Annotated in this window: 21 protein-coding genes; 9 read left to right on the forward strand and 12 right to left on the reverse strand. The window is 66.4% G+C overall.

Going from position 1 to position 17,992, the window contains the following annotated elements; all coding sequences use genetic code 11:
• Positions 1 to 6: 6 nt before the first annotated feature.
• Positions 7 to 1,896 carry a DUF4173 domain-containing protein gene (locus ABZW16_RS22335; protein ID WP_354957884.1) on the reverse strand — a complete coding sequence of 630 codons (1,890 nt, stop codon included), beginning with the start codon at positions 1,894 to 1,896 and terminating at the stop codon, positions 7 to 9.
• Here ABZW16_RS22335 and ABZW16_RS22340 point away from each other — a divergent pair.
• Positions 1,886 to 2,518, forward strand: a complete 633-nt coding sequence (locus ABZW16_RS22340) for a hypothetical protein (RefSeq protein ID WP_354957885.1) — start codon at positions 1,886 to 1,888, stop codon at positions 2,516 to 2,518. The genes ABZW16_RS22335 and ABZW16_RS22340 overlap by 11 nt on opposite strands.
• 28 nt (positions 2,519 to 2,546) lie before the next feature.
• On the opposite strand, the gene ABZW16_RS22345 is transcribed toward ABZW16_RS22340, so the two are convergent.
• From ABZW16_RS22345 to ABZW16_RS22370, 6 genes are all read right to left on the reverse strand, one after another.
• Entirely contained in the window at positions 2,547 to 2,696 is a 150-nt protein-coding gene (locus ABZW16_RS22345) for a hypothetical protein (protein ID WP_354957886.1), read from the reverse strand.
• A 170-nt stretch (positions 2,697 to 2,866) separates the two neighbouring features.
• Complete coding sequence (locus tag ABZW16_RS22350; protein ID WP_354957887.1) at positions 2,867 to 3,973, reverse strand: ATP-binding protein; 1,107 nt, start codon at positions 3,971 to 3,973, stop codon at positions 2,867 to 2,869.
• Entirely contained in the window at positions 3,970 to 4,671 is a 702-nt protein-coding gene (locus ABZW16_RS22355; protein ID WP_354957888.1) for a response regulator transcription factor, read from the reverse strand. The genes ABZW16_RS22350 and ABZW16_RS22355 overlap by 4 nt, the downstream gene beginning before the upstream one ends.
• 363 nt (positions 4,672 to 5,034) lie before the next feature.
• The gene (locus tag ABZW16_RS22360) at positions 5,035 to 5,340 is read right to left on the reverse strand and encodes a hypothetical protein (RefSeq protein ID WP_354957905.1); all 306 of its coding nucleotides are present in this window, start codon (positions 5,338 to 5,340) and stop codon (positions 5,035 to 5,037) included.
• A 385-nt stretch (positions 5,341 to 5,725) separates the two neighbouring features.
• Positions 5,726 to 6,928 carry a lipid-transfer protein gene (locus ABZW16_RS22365; protein ID WP_354957889.1) on the reverse strand — a complete coding sequence of 401 codons (1,203 nt, stop codon included), beginning with the start codon at positions 6,926 to 6,928 and terminating at the stop codon, positions 5,726 to 5,728.
• Positions 6,921 to 7,343 carry an OB-fold domain-containing protein gene (locus ABZW16_RS22370; protein ID WP_354957906.1) on the reverse strand — a complete coding sequence of 141 codons (423 nt, stop codon included), beginning with the start codon at positions 7,341 to 7,343 and terminating at the stop codon, positions 6,921 to 6,923. The genes ABZW16_RS22365 and ABZW16_RS22370 overlap by 8 nt, the downstream gene beginning before the upstream one ends.
• 155 nt (positions 7,344 to 7,498) lie before the next feature.
• Here ABZW16_RS22370 and ABZW16_RS22375 point away from each other — a divergent pair, with 155 nt between their 5' ends.
• Entirely contained in the window at positions 7,499 to 8,290 is a 792-nt protein-coding gene (locus ABZW16_RS22375) for a GTP-binding protein (RefSeq protein WP_354957890.1), read from the forward strand.
• 102 nt (positions 8,291 to 8,392) lie between these two features.
• Positions 8,393 to 8,518 carry a winged helix-turn-helix transcriptional regulator gene (locus tag ABZW16_RS22380; RefSeq protein ID WP_354957891.1) on the forward strand — a complete coding sequence of 42 codons (126 nt, stop codon included), beginning with the start codon at positions 8,393 to 8,395 and terminating at the stop codon, positions 8,516 to 8,518.
• A gap of 100 nt (positions 8,519 to 8,618) precedes the next feature.
• On the opposite strand, the gene ABZW16_RS22385 is transcribed toward ABZW16_RS22380, so the two are convergent.
• From ABZW16_RS22385 to ABZW16_RS22395, 3 genes are read right to left on the reverse strand one after another with little or no spacing between them, the layout of a single operon-like run.
• Entirely contained in the window at positions 8,619 to 9,830 is a 1,212-nt protein-coding gene (locus ABZW16_RS22385; protein ID WP_354957892.1) for an alpha/beta hydrolase, read from the reverse strand.
• Positions 9,830 to 10,651 carry an NmrA family NAD(P)-binding protein gene (locus ABZW16_RS22390; RefSeq protein WP_354957893.1) on the reverse strand — a complete coding sequence of 274 codons (822 nt, stop codon included), beginning with the start codon at positions 10,649 to 10,651 and terminating at the stop codon, positions 9,830 to 9,832. Before ABZW16_RS22390 ends, ABZW16_RS22385 begins: the two co-directional genes overlap by 1 nt.
• A complete protein-coding gene (locus tag ABZW16_RS22395) occupies positions 10,644 to 11,081 on the reverse strand; it encodes a nuclear transport factor 2 family protein (RefSeq protein WP_354957894.1) in 438 nt (145 codons plus the stop codon). The genes ABZW16_RS22390 and ABZW16_RS22395 overlap by 8 nt, the downstream gene beginning before the upstream one ends.
• 92 nt (positions 11,082 to 11,173) lie before the next feature.
• Here ABZW16_RS22395 and ABZW16_RS22400 point away from each other — a divergent pair, with 92 nt between their 5' ends.
• Positions 11,174 to 11,773, forward strand: a complete 600-nt coding sequence (locus ABZW16_RS22400; protein WP_354957895.1) for a TetR/AcrR family transcriptional regulator — start codon at positions 11,174 to 11,176, stop codon at positions 11,771 to 11,773.
• A gap of 42 nt (positions 11,774 to 11,815) precedes the next feature.
• Here the strand turns inward: ABZW16_RS22400 and ABZW16_RS22405 are convergent, their stop codons facing one another.
• Positions 11,816 to 12,391: a TetR/AcrR family transcriptional regulator gene (locus ABZW16_RS22405; RefSeq protein ID WP_354957896.1), complete on the reverse strand. Its 576-nt coding sequence runs from the start codon at positions 12,389 to 12,391 to the stop codon at positions 11,816 to 11,818.
• Positions 12,392 to 12,536: 145 nt separating this feature from the next.
• Between ABZW16_RS22405 and ABZW16_RS22410 the strand changes: the two genes are divergently transcribed.
• The 5 genes from ABZW16_RS22410 (at position 12,537) to ABZW16_RS22430 (ending at position 16,919) form a co-directional block, all read left to right on the forward strand.
• Positions 12,537 to 13,265, forward strand: a complete 729-nt coding sequence (locus tag ABZW16_RS22410; RefSeq protein WP_354957897.1) for a DUF2306 domain-containing protein — start codon at positions 12,537 to 12,539, stop codon at positions 13,263 to 13,265.
• Positions 13,266 to 13,331: 66 nt separating this feature from the next.
• The gene (locus ABZW16_RS22415; protein WP_354957898.1) at positions 13,332 to 13,994 is read left to right on the forward strand and encodes an MBL fold metallo-hydrolase; all 663 of its coding nucleotides are present in this window, start codon (positions 13,332 to 13,334) and stop codon (positions 13,992 to 13,994) included.
• Positions 13,995 to 14,400: 406 nt separating this feature from the next.
• Positions 14,401 to 15,450: an alpha/beta hydrolase gene (locus ABZW16_RS22420; protein WP_354957899.1), complete on the forward strand. Its 1,050-nt coding sequence runs from the start codon at positions 14,401 to 14,403 to the stop codon at positions 15,448 to 15,450.
• A gap of 12 nt (positions 15,451 to 15,462) precedes the next feature.
• Entirely contained in the window at positions 15,463 to 15,591 is a 129-nt protein-coding gene (locus ABZW16_RS22425) for a hypothetical protein (protein WP_354957900.1), read from the forward strand.
• Positions 15,592 to 16,268: 677 nt separating this feature from the next.
• Positions 16,269 to 16,919: a hypothetical protein gene (locus ABZW16_RS22430; RefSeq protein WP_354957901.1), complete on the forward strand. Its 651-nt coding sequence runs from the start codon at positions 16,269 to 16,271 to the stop codon at positions 16,917 to 16,919.
• 124 nt (positions 16,920 to 17,043) lie between these two features.
• Here ABZW16_RS22430 and ABZW16_RS22435 read toward each other — a convergent pair whose 3' ends face one another.
• Positions 17,044 to 17,991, reverse strand: a complete 948-nt coding sequence (locus ABZW16_RS22435; RefSeq protein WP_354957902.1) for an undecaprenyl-diphosphate phosphatase — start codon at positions 17,989 to 17,991, stop codon at positions 17,044 to 17,046.
• Between the last annotated feature and the right edge of the window lies 1 nt (position 17,992).

A 17,992-nucleotide genomic window follows, 5' to 3' on the forward strand; every position in this document is an offset into this window, starting at 1 on the left:
CACGACCTAACGGGCGTTCGCGCGGGACAGGTTCCATCCCTGCCACGTATCTTCTTCGAGGCGACGGCGGATCGCGCCGAGCACTTCACTGCGCTGCGGTTCGGGAAGTCGCTCGACGGCCGGGACGATATCGGGTGAGAGCCCCCTCAGATAGGCCGTGTCGAGGTTCTTTCCGTGCTGCCAGCGATCGATATTCCGCTCCGCGACAATGCCTTCCGGATTGAGGATGGACAGGACGAACAGGGTCGCCATGGCCGTGCCGATGGCGGCGCGCGGCACCCAGGTGCCGTTCAGTCGGAGCGCGGCCGCGATCATCAGCAGGTAGACCAGGCCCAGCCAAAGTTCGCAGACCTCGACCAGCAATCGCATGACGGTGAAACCGTAGGCCTGCTGGTAGGTCCACATGCGGCCGAGCGCGGAGGCGACGATGATCAGTGACAGCACGCTGATCGCGCAGAGCAGGATCCGCAGCCAGGCCCGATCCGCAGCGCAGTCCCGTGCGGCCCAACGCAAGACCAGGGCGATGACGGCCAGCGTGAGCACGGTGACGATCGAGAGCTGCCAGAATCCGCTGCGTGCGTATTCGGCGTAGGTCAAGTTCGTGGTGCGCTGCACATAGGCGTCGCCACCGAACAACGCGACGAATTGGACGATGACGAAGACCGCGAACAGCACCGTCAGCGCGCCGACCGGCAACGCCCACTCCAACCGCCGCAGGCTGCCGCCCCTCGATTCCCCTGTCGCCGCGGCACGCGGACCCGCCAGCAAATACATCGCCCCGATGCTGCCGAACCCGACTGCGACGAACGTGAAAATCCACCGCATCACCGATTCCGCGTCGACCTGGGGTGTCACCGCCGAGAGCAGCTTCGCAAAAGTCGCATCGGCACCACCCAGCAGAGGCACGAAAACTGCCAACAACGCCAGCGTCACCGCCACCGACATCCCGGCCCGCCACGACCGCCGTGCCGTACCGTCACCGATCCGGCCGAACGCCGAATACACCCAGGGAATGCCCGAAATCGACTCGATCGGCACCGCGATCACGTCATACCAGGCCCCATGCACCGACCGCCGCCCGACAACCGCCAACGACCCGGCCACCCCCGCCCCCACCACGCACAACGCGAACAACCACCCTGCACCCCGAACAGCCCCCACCCCTAGCAATACCAACGCCAACGCCACCCACCAAACCCGCCCCCAATTCCCCTGGAGCACACCAAATCCCACTCCAGCCTTTGCTTCAGCCCGATCCACTCCCCCATCGACACCGTCAGATCGACGACTCCCGGTCACCGCCGAGGCCGACCGCCCGGTATCTCCCTCCGCCCCGTCAGCAGCAAGCAACGACAATTCGCCCGAGTCGGACAAATCCGCTGTCCGCGGGGTGCCACCGCCGGCCCCAGCCACCTGCGCAGGACTTGCATCACCCTGATCCGACTCCGCACCAATACCTTCGGACCGCAGTTCACCGCCATCACCAGCAGCGCTCGACCATCGAGCACTCGGATCGGCCCAATCCGCCGCCGCATCGACACCTTCCGGCCGAACCCGACCGCTGACAGTCGCCGAGAAAGCGGTAGATGATGGCTCCGCCGGTGCCAACGGATCCGGTATCGGCGCGGTTGCCCCGGCAGTATCGCGCGCTGCGGCAGCCCGGCGTGCGCGGCGATCCACCGTGAATACCGCGGTTGCGGCGACCGAACCGGCCAGTAGCCAACCGATTCCAGGGCGATCCAGTGGAATCAGCGCTGCGCCCGCGAGTCCGGCGATTCCCGCGGCGGGTAGTACACCCGGCGGGCAGGCGATGCGCCGCAATCGCGACACCGGCGCCACCCAAGGGGTTGGCATATCAGATCGGGATCCGGGTGGAAACGGCCGCATGGGTGGCATCGGCGCCAGCGGTCGCGACGCACTCGGCGACGGATGCAACGCACTGGGTGGCGCACCCACCGACCAGGCCGACACGGCCTCCCACGGATTCGGCACACTTGGCGACGCACTCACCGACCAGGCCGATTCAGCCACGGTCGAAACCGATGCGCTCGAAGAAGCACCCACCGCGTTCGGCGAAGTGCCCGCGGGCGCGCTCGACGACGAGTCCGGAGTTTGCGGCACGACCTCGGGCGCATCCGATTCCGTTCGTGCCACCGCCTCCGGCTTTGCACCGGATGTATCCGGTATCCGCTCGGTAGACGACGCAGCCGACCCCTCGACGGATGCGTGCGCGGCCGGCACCGAATCGCCCTCGGGCTCAGCCGAGGTCCGCAGATCGTGCCCGATCGGTGATGCCGTCGACTTCGAAGACGGCGTGCTCTGGTCGGCCGGGGTCGACGGATCTGCTTCGGCACTGCGCCTTCTGTATCGGCGCGTCACCCGACGAGGTTGCCCCGGCTCCGCACCCCTGATCGACTCGGTTTCGCTTGTCGCCGCGTCCGCTGTGGGCTTCGACGGTGGTGCGGGATCTGCTGCGGCCGAATGCGCTTCGGCAACGGGCTCGTTCGGCGATACCTGAGCCGATGGCGCCGGTTCAGCCGTATTGGTCAACGCATCGACAGTGCCAGGTGCGACAGCATCAGGTGCAGCAGCATCGGGTCCGACACCATCGGATGCGACCGCACCAGGTGCGGGAGCGTCAGGTCCAATACGATCGGGTCCGGCAGCATCGGACGCGACAGTTGCCGACTCGGCATGAGCGCTCGGCTCATTCGGCGATGCCGTGATCGAATCCGGTTGCGGTGAATCACTCGGGGTGGGTTGATCTGACACGGATGTCCCCTCCTAAAGGTATGTGGGATCAGCCCGGATGGTGGTCCGGGTCGCGGCGAGTGTGGGTGGGTGGGTGGGTGAGTTGGTGGTCGGGTCAGCGAGCCGGGAGGACCACGCGGATACGGGAGCCGGGGTCGGCGACGGCGATGGTGCCGCCGTGCAGGTCGACTATCCAGCGGGAGATGGCCAGGCCCAGGCCGGTGCCGCCGCCGTCGGTGCGGCCGCCGCGGGTGAAGCGGTCGAATATGGTGGCGCGCTCGGCGATAGGTATGCCGGGGCCTTGGTCCTGGACGTCGATGACGAGATTGCCGCGGTCGGATCGGGCGTCGATGCGGACCTCGCCACCGGCGGGGCCGTGGCGGGCGGCGTTATCGAGCAGGTTGAGCAGCACCTGATGCAAACGTGCACGGTCTGCGAAAACGCTTGCGGTGCTCGGTTGCACGTCGGTGCGGAAGCGCACACCGCGCCCGAGCGCCGCCGCCATCACCTCGGCCTCGGCGACGACCTCGGCCAAAAGCGGTGTGACGCTGAGTTGTTCGCGATCCAGTGCTCGGGCACCGGATTCGATGGTGGACAGGTCGAGCAGTTCGGAGACGAGCAGGCCGAGCCGTTCGGTTTGTGCGAGTGCGGTACGCAGGGTTTTGTCATCGGGAGTGGAGACACCGTCGACCATGTTCTCCAGCAACGCATTCAGCGCGGCGATCGGGGTGCGCAGTTCATGTGAAACATTGGCGATCAGGTCGCGGCGCTGTTGGTCCGCGGCGGCCAGATCGGCAGCCATCTGATTGAAGGCCACCGCCAACTGTCCGACCTCGTCGCGGGAACTGGCGCGCACCCGGCGGGTGTAGTCGCCGTGCGCCATCCGTTTTGCCGCGGCCGTCATCTCCCGCAGCGGCCTGGTGGTGCCGTGCGCGAGGATCTGCGAGGTGACCAGCGCGATCACCGTCGCCGCGATCGTCGTCTTCGGCGGCAGCCAGCCGATCCGCAGCCGGAAGAACCCGAACGCCACCCCGGCCGACCCCAGCATCAGAATCGCGAATTTCAGCTTGATCGATTTCACCGGATCCAGCGGGCGCGGCAGCACCTCCGCCACCGCGTCCGATATGCCCCGCAGCCACCGCGGAACCGCCGCGCTGCCGGAGACCGGAGCCTCGTCGCGCCCACCGCCTCGCATCGAATCGTTTCGCGATCCCGCACTCATCGCGCCTCCAACGCATAGCCGACACCGTGCACCGTGCGGATCAGGTCTGCGCCGAGCTTGCGGCGCAATGCCTTGACGTGACTATCGACCGCCCTGGTTCCCGCCGCGTCGGCCCAGTCCCAAACCTCTTCGAGCAGGCGTTCGCGAGCCAGCACCACGCGGGGGCGGCGCGCGAGGCGGGTCAGCAGGTCGAATTCGAGCGGGGTGAGCTGGGCTTCGATATCGGCGCGCCAGACCCGGCGCTGATCGACGTCGATGCGCAGGTCGCCGACGATGATGCTGGCGCCGTCGCGTTCGACGGCCCGGTCCATCCGGCGCAGCAGGGCTTGGACGCGGGCGGCCAGCACGCGCAGGGAGAACGGCTTGGTGAGGTAGTCATCGGCGCCGACCCCGAGGCCGATGAGCTGGTCGGTTTCGTCGGTGCGCGCGGTGAGCATGAGGACCGGTATCGGACGCGCGGCCTGGATGCGGCGGCACACCTCGAGGCCGTCGAAGCCGGGCAGCATGACATCGAGTACGACCAGATCGGGTGCCATCGCCTCCGCCGTGGCAACGGCGCCAGGACCGTCATGGGCCACATCGACGGTGAACCCCTCCGCGCGCAACCGCGCCGCCACCGATTCCGCAATGGTCACCTCGTCGTCGACCACCAGAATCCGTCGCGCCCCCGACCCGCTGACCGCCACGTTCTGTTCCATGAACCGAAACCCTAGCCACCCGCTGTGGAGAGAAGCCGCACCAATTGTGGAGATTCCGTGTGCACGCCCGGACCACCGTCGATCACCTGACAACCGCCGACGTCTTCGTCACCTGGGGGCCAGCCGCGGGATCGGCACGATCTATCACGTCCACGGTGCCATCAATCTCGCGGGAGCGAGCGCGCCACCCCACGACGAGATGAGCGAACGTGCCCGCGCCGATGCTCCGGTCGCATCGGCTTCGGGCCCAGCGGTACTCGTTGTGCCTGGCGTCGATGCGGCAAGTCATATCGCGTCGACCATGCCGCTCGGGTCCTCGTGGTGGACCAGACCGCACCGGAAGCTGAGCCGGTCACCGGGCGCTCACGTCCAGAGCACTGCGATGAACACGTTGAGAATCGCCAAGCCACCGGAGGCATGGGTCATCCACGGCACCGCCTTCCCGCGCTTCGCATCCGCCCGACCGATCTCGGCGAACGCGGCGACCAGCACGGAAATGACCAGTTTGGTGCCGATCTTTGCCATATTCGGATCCTTGCCGAGCGAATCGATCGAATCGGCCATCCCCACCAGGATCAAACCGGTGACGATCTGCGCCCGCGCGCCCCACACCATCAATTCGGAAACGGCGGGCTGACCGGCGACATATCCGCCAACGACCGCCGCCATACCGAGTAGGTGCGCGACGACCACAACGTTGTAGACGACTTCTGACACGCTCACGTTGCAAACTCCCCACTGTTCGGGTGACTGTACGAAGTTCTACCGCGCTGGAGTTTCAGCACGCCACTCGGATCGGTGGCTGTCATGGCTGATGATCCGTTGCTTCTGCCACCGACCGCCGAGCCGAGCGGTCCTCGACTCGGTTACCGGACGAGTACTGGCTGCCCCCGCCATACCACCGCTGGTGGCACCGCGCCCGGTAGTCCGACCTACGGAGGCTCGGCCGTCGACGCCACGGTCGCGTTGTAGGAACAGCAATCATGCGCCGACCTGGACCACGAAAACCCGGGCCTGGCCCGGGTTTTCGGAGAGCGCCCAAAGACCCGCGATGTCAGCGGGTGGCGATGACGGCCGAGCCGTGGCCGAAGAGGCCCTGGTTCACCGCGATACCCGCGCGGGCGTTGTCCACTTGGCGGCCGTCGGCCCGGCCGCGCAACTGCCACGTGAGCTCGCAGATCTGGGCGATGGCCTGCGCGGGGATCGCCTCACCGAAACAGGCCAGGCCGCCGCTGGGGTTCACCGGCACGCGTCCGCCCAATGTTGTTGCGCCGCTGCGCAGCAGATCCTCCGCGCCGCCCGTCTCGCAGAGCCCGATGTCCTCGTACCAGTCCAACTCCAGCGCGGTGGACAGGTCGTAAACCTCCGCGAAGGACAGGTCGGCGGGACCGAGCCCGGCCTCCTCGTACGCGGCGTGCGCGATGGCGGAACGGAACGCGCGGGGCGGGGCCTCGACGGCCACAGCGGAGTCGGTCGCAAAATCCGGCAGGTCGAGAACGGTTTTCGGGAACGTCGGCGTGACCGTCGACAGCGCTCGGATGCGGACCGGGTCGGCGACGCCGTGCCGACGCGCGTACTCCATCGACGTCAACACCAGTGCGGCCCCGCCGTCGCTGGTCGCGCAGATGTCGAGCAGCCGCAGCGGGTCCGAGACGATCGCCGAGGCGGCGACCTCCTCGACCGAAACCTCCTTGCGATAACGGGCATACGGGTTGTTCAGGCCGTGCCTGGCGTTCTTCACCTTGACCGCGGCGAAATCGTCGAGCGTGGCACCGTGCAGCGCCATCCGGCGGCGAGCATACAGCGCGAAATAGATGGGATTGGTAGCGCCGAGCAGGTGGAAACGCAACCAGTCCGGATCATCGCGGCGCTCACCGCCGACCGGCTGGAAGAAGCCCTTCGGGGCGGCATCCGCGCCCACCACCAGCGCCACGTCACACAACCCCGCCAGGATCTGGGCGCGTGCGTTGGCGATGGCCTGCGCACCGGAGGCGCAGGCGGCATAGCTGCTCGAGATCTGCGCACCCGACCAACCCAGCGCCTGAGCGAAAGTCGCGCCCGAGACGAAACCGGGGTACCCATTGCGGATGGTGTCCGCGCCGGCGATATAACCGACGTCGAGGTGGTTCACCCCCGCATCGGCCAGCGCCGCACGGGCGGCGACCAGCCCGTATTCGACGAAATTGCGCCCCCACTTGCCCCACTGGTGCATACCCGCACCGAGGACGGCGATGTCGCGATCATTCGTGTCAGTCATTGACCGGCCTCCACATCCACACCGTGTGCTCCGCTTCCTCGTCGGCGTACAACGTTCCGAGAGTCAATTCGACCGGCATGCCGACGGCCAGGTCGTCCACCGTGAGGCCGCGCACGACCTGCCCGAGAATCACCATCTGCTCGACCTCGAGCTCCACTGCCGCAACGACATACGGCTCGAATGGATCGGGCGAGACATAGGGCGCCGGAGGTTTGTACCGGGCATCCGCATACGACCAGATCCGCCCACGTGTGGAAAACAGATGCTCGACGAGCTCGGAGCCATCCTTCGGACCGGAACACTGCGGATTCCGACAGGCCAGCGTATTCCGCGGGAAATACGGTGTGGCGCAATCCTTGCAGCGACTTCCCTTCAGACGCACCACGCCGTCGTCCGCAGTGAACCAGTCTGCCACGGCGGGCCGTTGTTCTTTCTGCACAGCCCGACGGTATAGGAACACGTTCTACTTTGGGGCCGAATTCCGCTCCAGCAATCCGCGGGCGGAGGTACGGTGAGTCCGGATCGAGGAGGTCCCGACACCCTCGAGTCGATCTGGAGTACCACAACGCGATGGGCGCCAAAGCCATTGATCCACAGACAATCCGCAACGTCACCATCATCGGCGACCCCGACGAGACGACCCGACTGGCCGGCCTGCTCCGCCGCCGCTCCGGCCAGCGCGGCTCCGGCACCCGGGCCACCGTCGATTGGACCACGGGCCGCGTCGAGCACACGATTCGTATCGCCGAGCTGACGAGCCACGCGCCCATTGCGGACCTGGAGCGGTCCATCCGCGTGGCCGACGGTGTGATCGCGGTCGTGAACGCCGCCGTCAACCCCACCCCGCGCCTCCAGACGATGTTCCGGGTCGCCGACGACTACCAGGTCGCCCGCCTGTGCCTGATCTACGGACTCGACCACCCCGCCGCCGATTTCGACCGCTGCGTCCGCACGATCGCCGACACCCGCGGCGCCGTCCCACTGACACTGCAAATCCCCATCGGCGCCGACCCCACGTTCGAAGGCGTCATCGACCTGCTCCCACTGTGGGCACTCGAACCGCTGGCCGCCGAACTGTACGGCAGCCATTGGGAAGTCGCCGAGCGGTGGTACGGCACCCTCGTGAAAACGCTCACGGAACTAGCCCCCTCGGATCCGAACTGCTCCCCCGCCCTGCACGACATCCCGCTCGACCAGGTGCATCACCGCATCCGCTACCTGACCCGCATCGGTGAGGTCGTACCCGTCCTATGCGGTGCAGCGCCCACGAGCGATGCCATCGCCACGCTCCTGGACGCCATCGCCCGCTATCTACCCTCCCCCATGGATGTCTGCCAACCGGAACACGCCCTCGACTATTGAGGCACGCTGCTCGCGCCGGCCGGCAGAGTGGGCATCGTGTATGTCGACGATGTCCGGCAGCGCTGATCACATCGGACAATGTCGCAGATATCATCTGCTCCCATGGGCCTCGCTCGCGACGGCGTGGTCGCGCGCCGGGTGGAGGCGACGGTGCCGTCGCGCGTGCACTCGCGGCTCACCGATCTCGGTCTTTCGCTGGAAGTGCCGCTCGCCGCACTGCGATCGTGAGCCGAAGAACATATGGCCGCTATCGACCGCACCATCGCAAGCTCCGCCGGATCAGGCTCCGTGTCGACGCCGCTCGAAGCAGCAGGTCGGTGCGTGGTTCCTACGAGATTGTTTCGTCGAGCCAGTCGAAAATCCTTGCCACGGCAAGTCTTTGCGCGCCGCTGTGGCAGTGCGCGTCCGCGCCCTCCTCCTCGGTAAAGGTCAGCAGCGCCTTCGGTGCGGTCAGCCGACTGTGCAGCCTGCGCGGTTCGGCTTCGCGCACGCCGGTGCCCGCGAAATACATGTCGTCGGCCGCTTCACATACCAGCACCGGACATGTGATCTGCTCGGCTACACCATCTTTCAGGTTGTAGTCGAGGTACGCGGCCAGGAATTCGCGATCGGTGCGAGCGCCCATAACGTACCTGCCGTGGTCGCAGGCCCAACGCATGGTCGGGTTGGCCGCCCGCGCCGCGGCGATCAACGCGTCGAGCTCCGGGTCATGCTCGGCGCGCACCCGGTCCGGGAGTTCATCGGCTGCGATCGGCAGGAATTGGGCCAGGGCCGTGCTCGCGTCGTAGACGCCGTCGACGGCGACGACCGCGGCCAAGCGTGGCTCGAATGCGGCCGCGCGCGGCGCGAGCATGCCACCGAGGCTGACGCCGAGCAACGCGATCCGTGCCGGATCGACACCGGGGACCTTGCTCAGATAATCGAGCACCGGGCCGACCACATGCTCCCAATCCGGCCGGAATATCAGCTTCTCACGATGGATCGCGCTCGGCTGTCCCGGGCCGTCGAAGGTGAGTATGTGATAGCCGCGTTCCTGCCCGGCCGGCGCACCGAGGAACTGCAATTCCTCGCAGCTGCCGTCGAACCCGTTGTGCATCACCACGGTCGGCTTCGGGCCCGGCCCCGGCGCTCGATATAGATAGCCGTGCAGAACTGTTCCCTCGTAAGGGATTTCGATCGGCTCGATATCCCGCATTCGCATGATGGCGGCGCGGAAGCACTCGACGCTACGCGCGTCGGCGTAGCCGATACGCGGGTCGTCGGGGTTGCCGTGCAGGAAGAATTCGGCCGCACGGTAGTAGGTTGAGGCGCGCAGGAACCCGTCGCGTGCGCTGATCGGCGGTGCCGCAGCTGCTTCGGTGGCGATCCGCTCGGCGGTGTGCAGCCAGTTGTCATGCCAGCTGTCGTAGTCGCCCGCCGTGATCCGAGATGCTGTGGCTACCACCTCGCCGAAATCCGAGCCGCCGTAGCTCGCGTGGCCGAACAGTCGCATTGTCTCGAACCAGAATTGGACGTCATCATGAAACATCAACTGCCGCATTACAGCTCCTTGTCGATAAACTCACCGAAACTGCGCGGCGCGCGGCCGGCGACCCGTAGCACGGTGTCGGTAACGTGGTCCTGCGTGCCCGCGCGGATGTCGTCGTCGAGAGCGGCGAGCATGGCGGCGAAATCCTCGGGGATGCCATAGGCGACCAAGCGTGCGGCCAGTTCATCCGGCGTAATGGTCCGGTGCGCAACGGATTTCCCGGTCCGAGCGGCGATAATCGCGGCGGCCTCGGCGTAGCTGAGCGCCTGCGGTCCGGTGAGGATGTGTTCGGTGTTGTGTGCGACGGGGTCGATCAACGCATGCCCGCCGACGGCGGCGATGTCATCGGCATCAATGAACGCGACCCGGCCCGGTCCGGTCGCCGTGACGATCTCCCCAGCGCGAACATCCCGGGCCAGCGGTAGCTCGCCCGTGAAGTTCTGCATGAACCACGACGGCCGCAGCACCGCCCATTCGGGCATGGTTGTCCGCACGAGTCGATACAGCGCTCCCATACCGTGGTCGGCTTCCTGGATGGCGGAGGAGCCGAGTACGACAGCGCGTCGCACACCGTGCCGGACAGCCTCGTCGAGGAACGGTCGTACCAGGGGCGCCGGGTCGGCAACGCCGATCGGGGCGATCAGGTAGACGGCCGAAACTCCCTCGAGCGCTGGTGCGTGCGTTTCGGAATCGGCCCAGTCGAAGCGCACCTGCGCGGCATCCGGTCCTGGGGTACGCGTGGCTTCGCGCACCCCGATGCCGCGCTTGCGCAGGAAGGTGCTGATCCGGGTGCCGGTTGTCCCGGTCGCACCGATAACCAGGATCTCATTCATCGGTGCCGCCGGCGAACGCGGTCACCAGATGGTCTGCGCCACCGAGCGTCTCGGCTGCGGCATGCGGGCTCCAATAGTCGCGATAGTGCTGTATTGCGTTGTCGCGCACGGTGATCACGGCGATGTAGCGCATCTGGTAGGGCGCATCGGTGGCGACGACGCGGCCCGCCGCCACGAACTCGACGATGACGACCTCCGGATCGACGCTGCGGTGGAGGGACTTCTCGGTGATCTCGCGCATGTCCACGATGTCGGGGTAGCCGCGCATGTATTCCTCGATCGCCGCGCGCCCGTCCAGTCGCGTCGGATAGCCGGGTGGCGCGAACGGGAATTCCAGCACACCCGACTCGGCCCAGAGTCCGGCGAAGCCGGCCATGTCCTTGGCGAGGAGCAGTGCGAGTGCGCGGTCGACGAGTTCACTGGGGGTCATTGAAGGCTCCTAACGTTAGGACGAGACGGTTCCGTCCTGTCGTGAGACTACGCGGGACGATACCGTCCCGTCCACCCGCTACACTCACCCGTATGACACGTCGCACGCCCACCGGCGCAGCCGTGCTGCAGCCCGAGACCACCAAGTCGATCACCGAGGCCGTCCTCGACGAGCTTGCCGAACAGGGTTACGGCCGACTGTCCATGGAGGCCGTCGCCAAGCGGGCCGGTGTCGGCAAGAGCGCGCTGTACCGCCGCTGGCCGTCCAAGCAGGACATGGTTATCGCCGTCGTCTCCGAGTTCAGCGTGCCGCGAGCCATCGATCCGGACACCGGATCACTGCGCGGCGACCTCCGGGAAACCCTCGACGCGCTGCTGGAATGGCTCAACCACCCGCGCTTTTCCCGCATATTGCCCGACTTGGCCGCCGAGATGGCGCGCAACCCCGAACTCGGTGCGGTCGTCGAGACCATGATCGGCATCCCGCGGCGCACCCGCGGCGCAGAAATCCTCCAACGCGCCATCGCGCGCGGCGAACTGCCCGCCGACCTGGACCTCGAACTCGCACTCGATGTCATCGCCGCCCCCATCTATTGGCGCCTGTCCGTCCGCCGCGGCCACCTCGAACCCGGCTACCTCGATTCCCTCACTGGCCTGCTCTTGCGCGCACTCGGCGCGGCATCGGACACCTGACGCCGCAGCAGCCGACCTCCTGTTGTTGTTCGGCCGATGACGCTAGAGCCCGAGCAATGCCGAAAGGGTTTCGGCCGCAAGGTCTTCCGCTGGCACATCGAAGCCGAACCGTTCATATGGTCGCCGGTGGCTCAGGACGGAGAGGCCATGCAGGGTCGACCAGATCGATCGGGCCATGAGTTCGGGCGAGGGCCGATTGGAGATGACGCCGGATTGCTGGGCCTCGGCAACGGCATTCAGGAGTATCTCGAAGGATTCCAGGCCCACCGGGTCCGAGCCCGGACGGCTGCGGAACATTGTCGCGAACAGGTCGGGATGTTCGCGCGCGAAACGTACGTAGGCCCCACCCAGGCTCAGCAGTCGCGCGCCGACCTCGGGTACAGCGGCGACCACCTGCTCGAGGTCTCGCCGCAGCGTTTCATAGCCTTGCTCCGCCACTGCGGCGAGCAGCTCTTCCTTACCGGCGAAGTGACGATAGGGCGCGGCGGTGCTCACCCCGGCTCGGCGGGCGACTTCGTTGAGGCTGAAGTGCTCATGCCCCTGCTCGGCGAGGATCTCCCTGGCGCCGTCGATCAGCGCCTGCCGGAGTGCGCCGTGATGGTAGGTCGTGCGTACCACGTTGCTCCGTCCACTCTTGCCGCCGCGCGACACCACCGGCGAATGCGATGCACGTCGCGGCCGAAAACTCTATGTAAGTAACTCTAACATTCTGCTATGTTAGAACTACTTACATTCGGGAGCCGCCGAAACATCAGGAGCGTCAATGGTTTCCACCGCACCTCCCACCCACGACCAACAGCGCCCACGCCAGCGGCGCGCGCGCTGGAGCTGGGCCTGGATCACCCTGTCCTCGCTGGCGATCGCCGGATACTTCGTCGGCCAATACGCCCAGGGCACCCTCGATTACCTCGCACAGCGACAAGTCGGGCTCGCAGCCAGCTACGGCTTCCGGGCGTGGCCGATCCAGGCGGCCTTCTACCTGCACATCATCTTTGCCGGAATCGCACTGGCGTTGGGTCCATGGCAGTTCGCCATACGGCTGCGCACTCGACGACCCGAAATCCACCGAGGCATCGGGCGGGCCTACCTGATCAGCATCGCGGTCGGTTCGACTGCGGCACTGGTGATGTCGATGTTCAGTTCGGTGGGACTGAACGGCTTCTTCGGCTTCGGCTCACTGGCCCTGTTATGGGGTTGGACCGCGTGGCGCGGCTACCGCGCCGTCCGGCAGCGCGACTTCGCCGACCACCAGGCGTGGATGATCCGCAGCTTCGCGCTCACCTACGCGGCGGTGACTCTGCGGTCATGGTTCGGCGTGCTTATCCTCGCCCAGATTCCATTCGTGCACGGCGACGACCCGTTCGCCACGATCCTGCGCGAAGCCTACGCACCGCTGCCATTTCTGTGCTGGCTGCCCAACATCATTATCGCCGAACTCATCATCCGCCGCCGCGGCCTACCCGGGCTGCGCATCACCCCGACCACGCCATGAGGACCCCTGCGACGTCGCGTCAGATCGACCAAACCATCACCGCTACCGGTTGATTCAGGAGAACCAATGACCGTCTACACCGTCAAGAACACCGCCTCGTCGGCCTTTCTCGTCACCGACGGGAACGCGGCCATGATCGTCGACACCGGTGTCCGGGGGCGCGCACCCGCGATGCTGCAGCAAATCGCCGACGCGGGGCTGCGCCCGAGGGATGTCACTCTCATCGTGCTCACCCACTACCACGCCGACCACACCGGTTCGGCAGCGGAGCTGCGCGAAGCCACCGGCGCGCCCATTGCCATCCACCGCGACGACGCCGATCAACTCCGCCGTGGCGGGCGGGTCGACCTGCAACCCACCAGCGTGGTGCCGCGACTCATGAAACTCATGCTCGCCGGAGCCGAGATCCCGGCCATCGAACCCGATATCATCCTCGACGACGAAGAAGACCTGACCCGACACGGCGGCATCGGACGATCCTTCGTCACGCCAGGCCATACCCCCGGCTCGGTGTGTGTTCTGTTGCCGGACAACAGCATTCTGGCCGGAGATGCCCTCTCCGGCGGTCTCCTGCGAGCCCGCGTCGCGCACCAACCCATGTTCGTGACCGACCCCGACGCCGCCACCCGCAGCATGCGCACCATTGCCGACCACGCGCCGATCACCGTCTATGTCGGCCACGGTGGTCCCCTGACCACGACCTCCCTCACCCGCCTCACGGCCGGGTGAGCCGAAGTTCCCGAACTGAATAGTCCGACATAGGGCAGACTGCGGTGATTCGAGCGTCGAATCGGACGCCGACCGGCACAGCCCGCTGATCGAGGAGTTCGCCGACCTCGCCGCCGAACTCACACCATCCGTTACGCAGGAGAGTTGCTGACGGCGACCTTGTGGAGTTTGCGCTGCCCCGGGCTCATGGCGGGATCCACCGAAACCCACCAGCCATCGGACCCGGTCAACAGCACGCCGTAATGACGAGGCGAAGCCACGTGTGCTGGCAGCCACCGCCTTGGAGAGCTCGGCCGGGTTCGGTCGGCAGGGCTTCCACTACCAAGTGAATCCTTTCGGGCCACCGACGTCTCTTGTACGCGTGAACGACCATTCGGACGGAAAGATGCAACCACAAGGAGCCCAGGTGTCCGCTCTCCATCCAACTTCGGCGACGCCCGACAGCGGGCCGTTGCCCTGCCGTCGCTGGCCCGGCTCGCGAGGCCGGGTGCCCGCCAGGGCCGTCATGGCGGTACTGGCAACCAGCACGCTGTTGATCGCTCCCGGCGTCGCCAGCGCCGATACCCCGGCCGGTCAGATCGCCCCCACCGCCGACCTCGCATCAACAACGGCTGATGGCTTCGACCGGTCACCGTCGTTGACGGCTCCAACCCAGGTCGTCACCGTCGCGGGGCTGCCGATCGCCTACCGCAGCTTCGGACATGGACCAACCCTGCTCTTGACCCCGTGCCTCGGATTGAGCATGGACGATTGGGACCCGGAACTGCTCGACCGCCTAGCCGCGACCAACCATGTCGTCGTCTTCGACTCCGACGGTGTGGGACGGACTCCAGCCAGTTCCTCGGCGATCTTGACCGTCTCGCAACTCTCCGATCAGGCCGCTGGTCTGATCCAGGTTCTCCACCTGAACCGCCCCACCGTCGTGGGCTACTCCCTTGGAGGATTCGTTGCGCAACGCATGGCCGTAGACCACCCCGATGACGTTGGCGCCCTGATCCTGATGGGTACCGGCCCCGGCGGAGCACAACAAGTGCTGCCCGATCTGCCCACTCTGGTTCGGGGCAGCGCAGCGTTCGACCCGCTCGTACCGGTCGACCAGGTCATTCCGCTGTACTTCAGCGGTCACCCCGACGCTCTAGCTGCGTGGCGCGCACGAACAGCCCTGCGCCCCAACAGGACCGAGGTAAGCCTGACCGGCCTCAACCGTCAACGCGCCGCAATGACCGATTGGCTGATGAACCCGACGGCCAATGTCGTCAGTAGCCTCCCGACGCTGCGTCTGCCCACACTTATCCTGGGCGCCGAAAACGACGAACAAGAGCCCGCTGATAACTCGACCGTGCTGTCTCACTACATCAAAGATTCGGAATTGCGGATCTATCCCGAGCTCAGCCACGCGTTCCCCTTCGAAGCGCCAGCCCGCGTTGCCGAAGACATCGCCCGGTTCACTCGGTAGCAACCCGAACAGGTGGCGGCCACAACACCCCGGCAAGCCGACAGCACCACGTCCAACGCCGCCACCATGAACATGCCGATGGACGGCTCTCACAAGCCGGTCACCACCACCGACGCCGACTGGAAACCGGTCACCGCGTGAAAGCCCGATACACCTGGTGTGCGCGGACTTGCCTGGTCCTTGTCCCGCCACGCAGATCGTCACCGCCGCGGCGGCAGCGATCGCACCGGAGGTGGTGCTGCCCTCGATCTTCTGGACCTGCAACTGGCTGCCGCCGCTGACCGAATGCAGTCAGCTCCGGCACATTCGGGGCGGCGCCGATGCGCCACACTTCCCCTCGTCGAGGAGCTCGACAAACCGTGTCGGTCCCCAGATCGCCCACGGTGTTCTTCGACACCCGCGCACCGGTGGCCTGCAGGGTGGTGATCCGCGGCCACCGATAGGTGCCGTCGGAAGCACGGTGGTGGGCAAGGATTTTCAACTTCCAGATCCCGGCACCACACCACAGGCACCTACGTCGAAGCCAACCTCTACAAAATCGCCGCAGTACCGAAGTCGAGCGAGGGTAGAAGCTGTAAATCCCCGCACCACAGTATATTTGAGAGCTTTAGTTTGACGGCTTCCGGATCGCGAACGGAACATGGACCCGCCGCCGACAGGCGGCGGTGTGGGGCCGGGGTTGAGAGTCTGCCAGAGGTCGGTGCGCCGAGTTCGAATCCCGGACCCCACACCTCGCGATGTTTTCGTGCCGATTACCAGCGGTATGCCTGCTATGCCGCACAATTGGACGCGGATGAAGGTTCGGCCAGAGGTAGGTCATGAATATTCGCAAGACGCTGCTGGTTTCAGCGCTGGCACCGTTGTTGGTTGCCGGCTGCGCACATGAGGGCTCGAAAACCGTCGCGCACGCGGTGATTCAACCCCCGGCCGCGAGACAGACCTTGCAGGTGCCGGTCGGTCCCGGCCCCTCCGGCACGTACACGGTACAGGCGCAACCGGCCCCGGGCAGCTGCCACTACCGCAAGTCCGGCGATGGGCAGCCACTGCCCGATCCCGCGTGCACCCCGGGAGCGATCAATCCGAAGGTTGCCGCGGACAACCTCGGCGACACCATCTGCAAGGGCGGATACACTTCCTCGATCCGCCCACCGGCCAACATCACCAACCGGGAGAAGGACGCCGACGCGAAGTCCTACGACTACACCGGCCCACTGCATGACGCCGAGTACGACCACCTGGTGTCGCTCGAGCTCGGCGGCGACCCGAACGATCCGCGCAACCTGTGGGTGGAGCCACCGTCACCCGATCACAAGCCGGGCGCAGGGCCGAACAATCCGAAGGACGCCGTCGAGAACACGTTGCACGCGCTCGTGTGTTCCGGCAAGGTCGCCTTGACCGACGTGCAGAACGCCATAGCCGCCGACTGGACCACGGCCCTGGTCGTCCTCGGCCACCCCGACGGCAAGTAGGCCACCCGCCGTATTGGTCGGGGTGTAGCGGGGTTTCCGGTTCGGGCTGCTGGTCACTGCTTCGAGTCACACCGTTGACCTCGCACGCCGCATCTCTGGTGTCGAAGGTGCGGCGTGTGGGGTATCAGCCGTGCAGGGTGAAGAACGCCGCGCTGCCGATGCCCGCAACCAGGCAGTAGACGGCGAACGGGGTCAGCTTCTTGGTCTCGAAGTACGAGGTGAGGAACATGACCGAAACATAGGACAGCACGCCCGCGACCACCGAGCCCGCCAGCGCTGGACCGAGAATGTCATGGTTCTCGGGCTTGAACAGTTCGGGCGTCTTGAGCACGCCGGCGGCGAGGATGACCGGGGTGGCCAGCAGGAAGGCGAAACGAGCGGCGTCCTCGTGCCGCAGGCCCTTGAACAGACCCGCCACGATGGTGCTGCCGGAGCGGCTGATGCCCGGGAAAAGCGCTGCGATCTGAGCGGATCCGATGAGCAGCGCATCCTTTACGCCGAGTCGGGACAGCCGCACATCGGAGGCACGGTCCGGATCGGTAATGGGCAGCACGACGGTGTCCTGCATGGACAGGTCGGCGGGCCGACCGGCCGGGGTCAGCACCCGCTCGCTCTTCGCGCGAGTGCGCAGCAGTTCGGCCGAGAGCAGCACGAATCCGTTGACCGCCAGGAACACCGAGGTCGGTATCGGGGTGCCGAGATAGTTGCGGACGGCCTTCTCGAGCAGCAGTCCGGCCAGGCCGACCGGGATGGTGGCGATGACCAGCAGCACACCCAATCTGGCTTCGGGTGTGCGGATTTCGCGCATCCGCACCGCGTCCCACAGGCCCGTGAGAATGCGCACCCAGTCCCGCCAGAAGAAGATGACCAGCGCCACCGCGGTGGCTACGTGCATGGCCACCAGCAGCGCCAGATACGGGGAGTCCTTGGCGGACATGTCGAGATCGGTGCCCCACTGCCCGCCGATCCAGGCCGGCAACAGAATGCTGTGCCCGAGACTGGACACCGGGAACAGTTCGCTCACCCCTTGCAGCGCCCCGACGACGATCGATTCCAGATACGTGATGGCCATG

This window comes from Nocardia sp. NPDC004604, from assembly GCF_040609795.1.
Lineage (GTDB): Bacteria > Actinomycetota > Actinomycetes > Mycobacteriales > Mycobacteriaceae > Nocardia.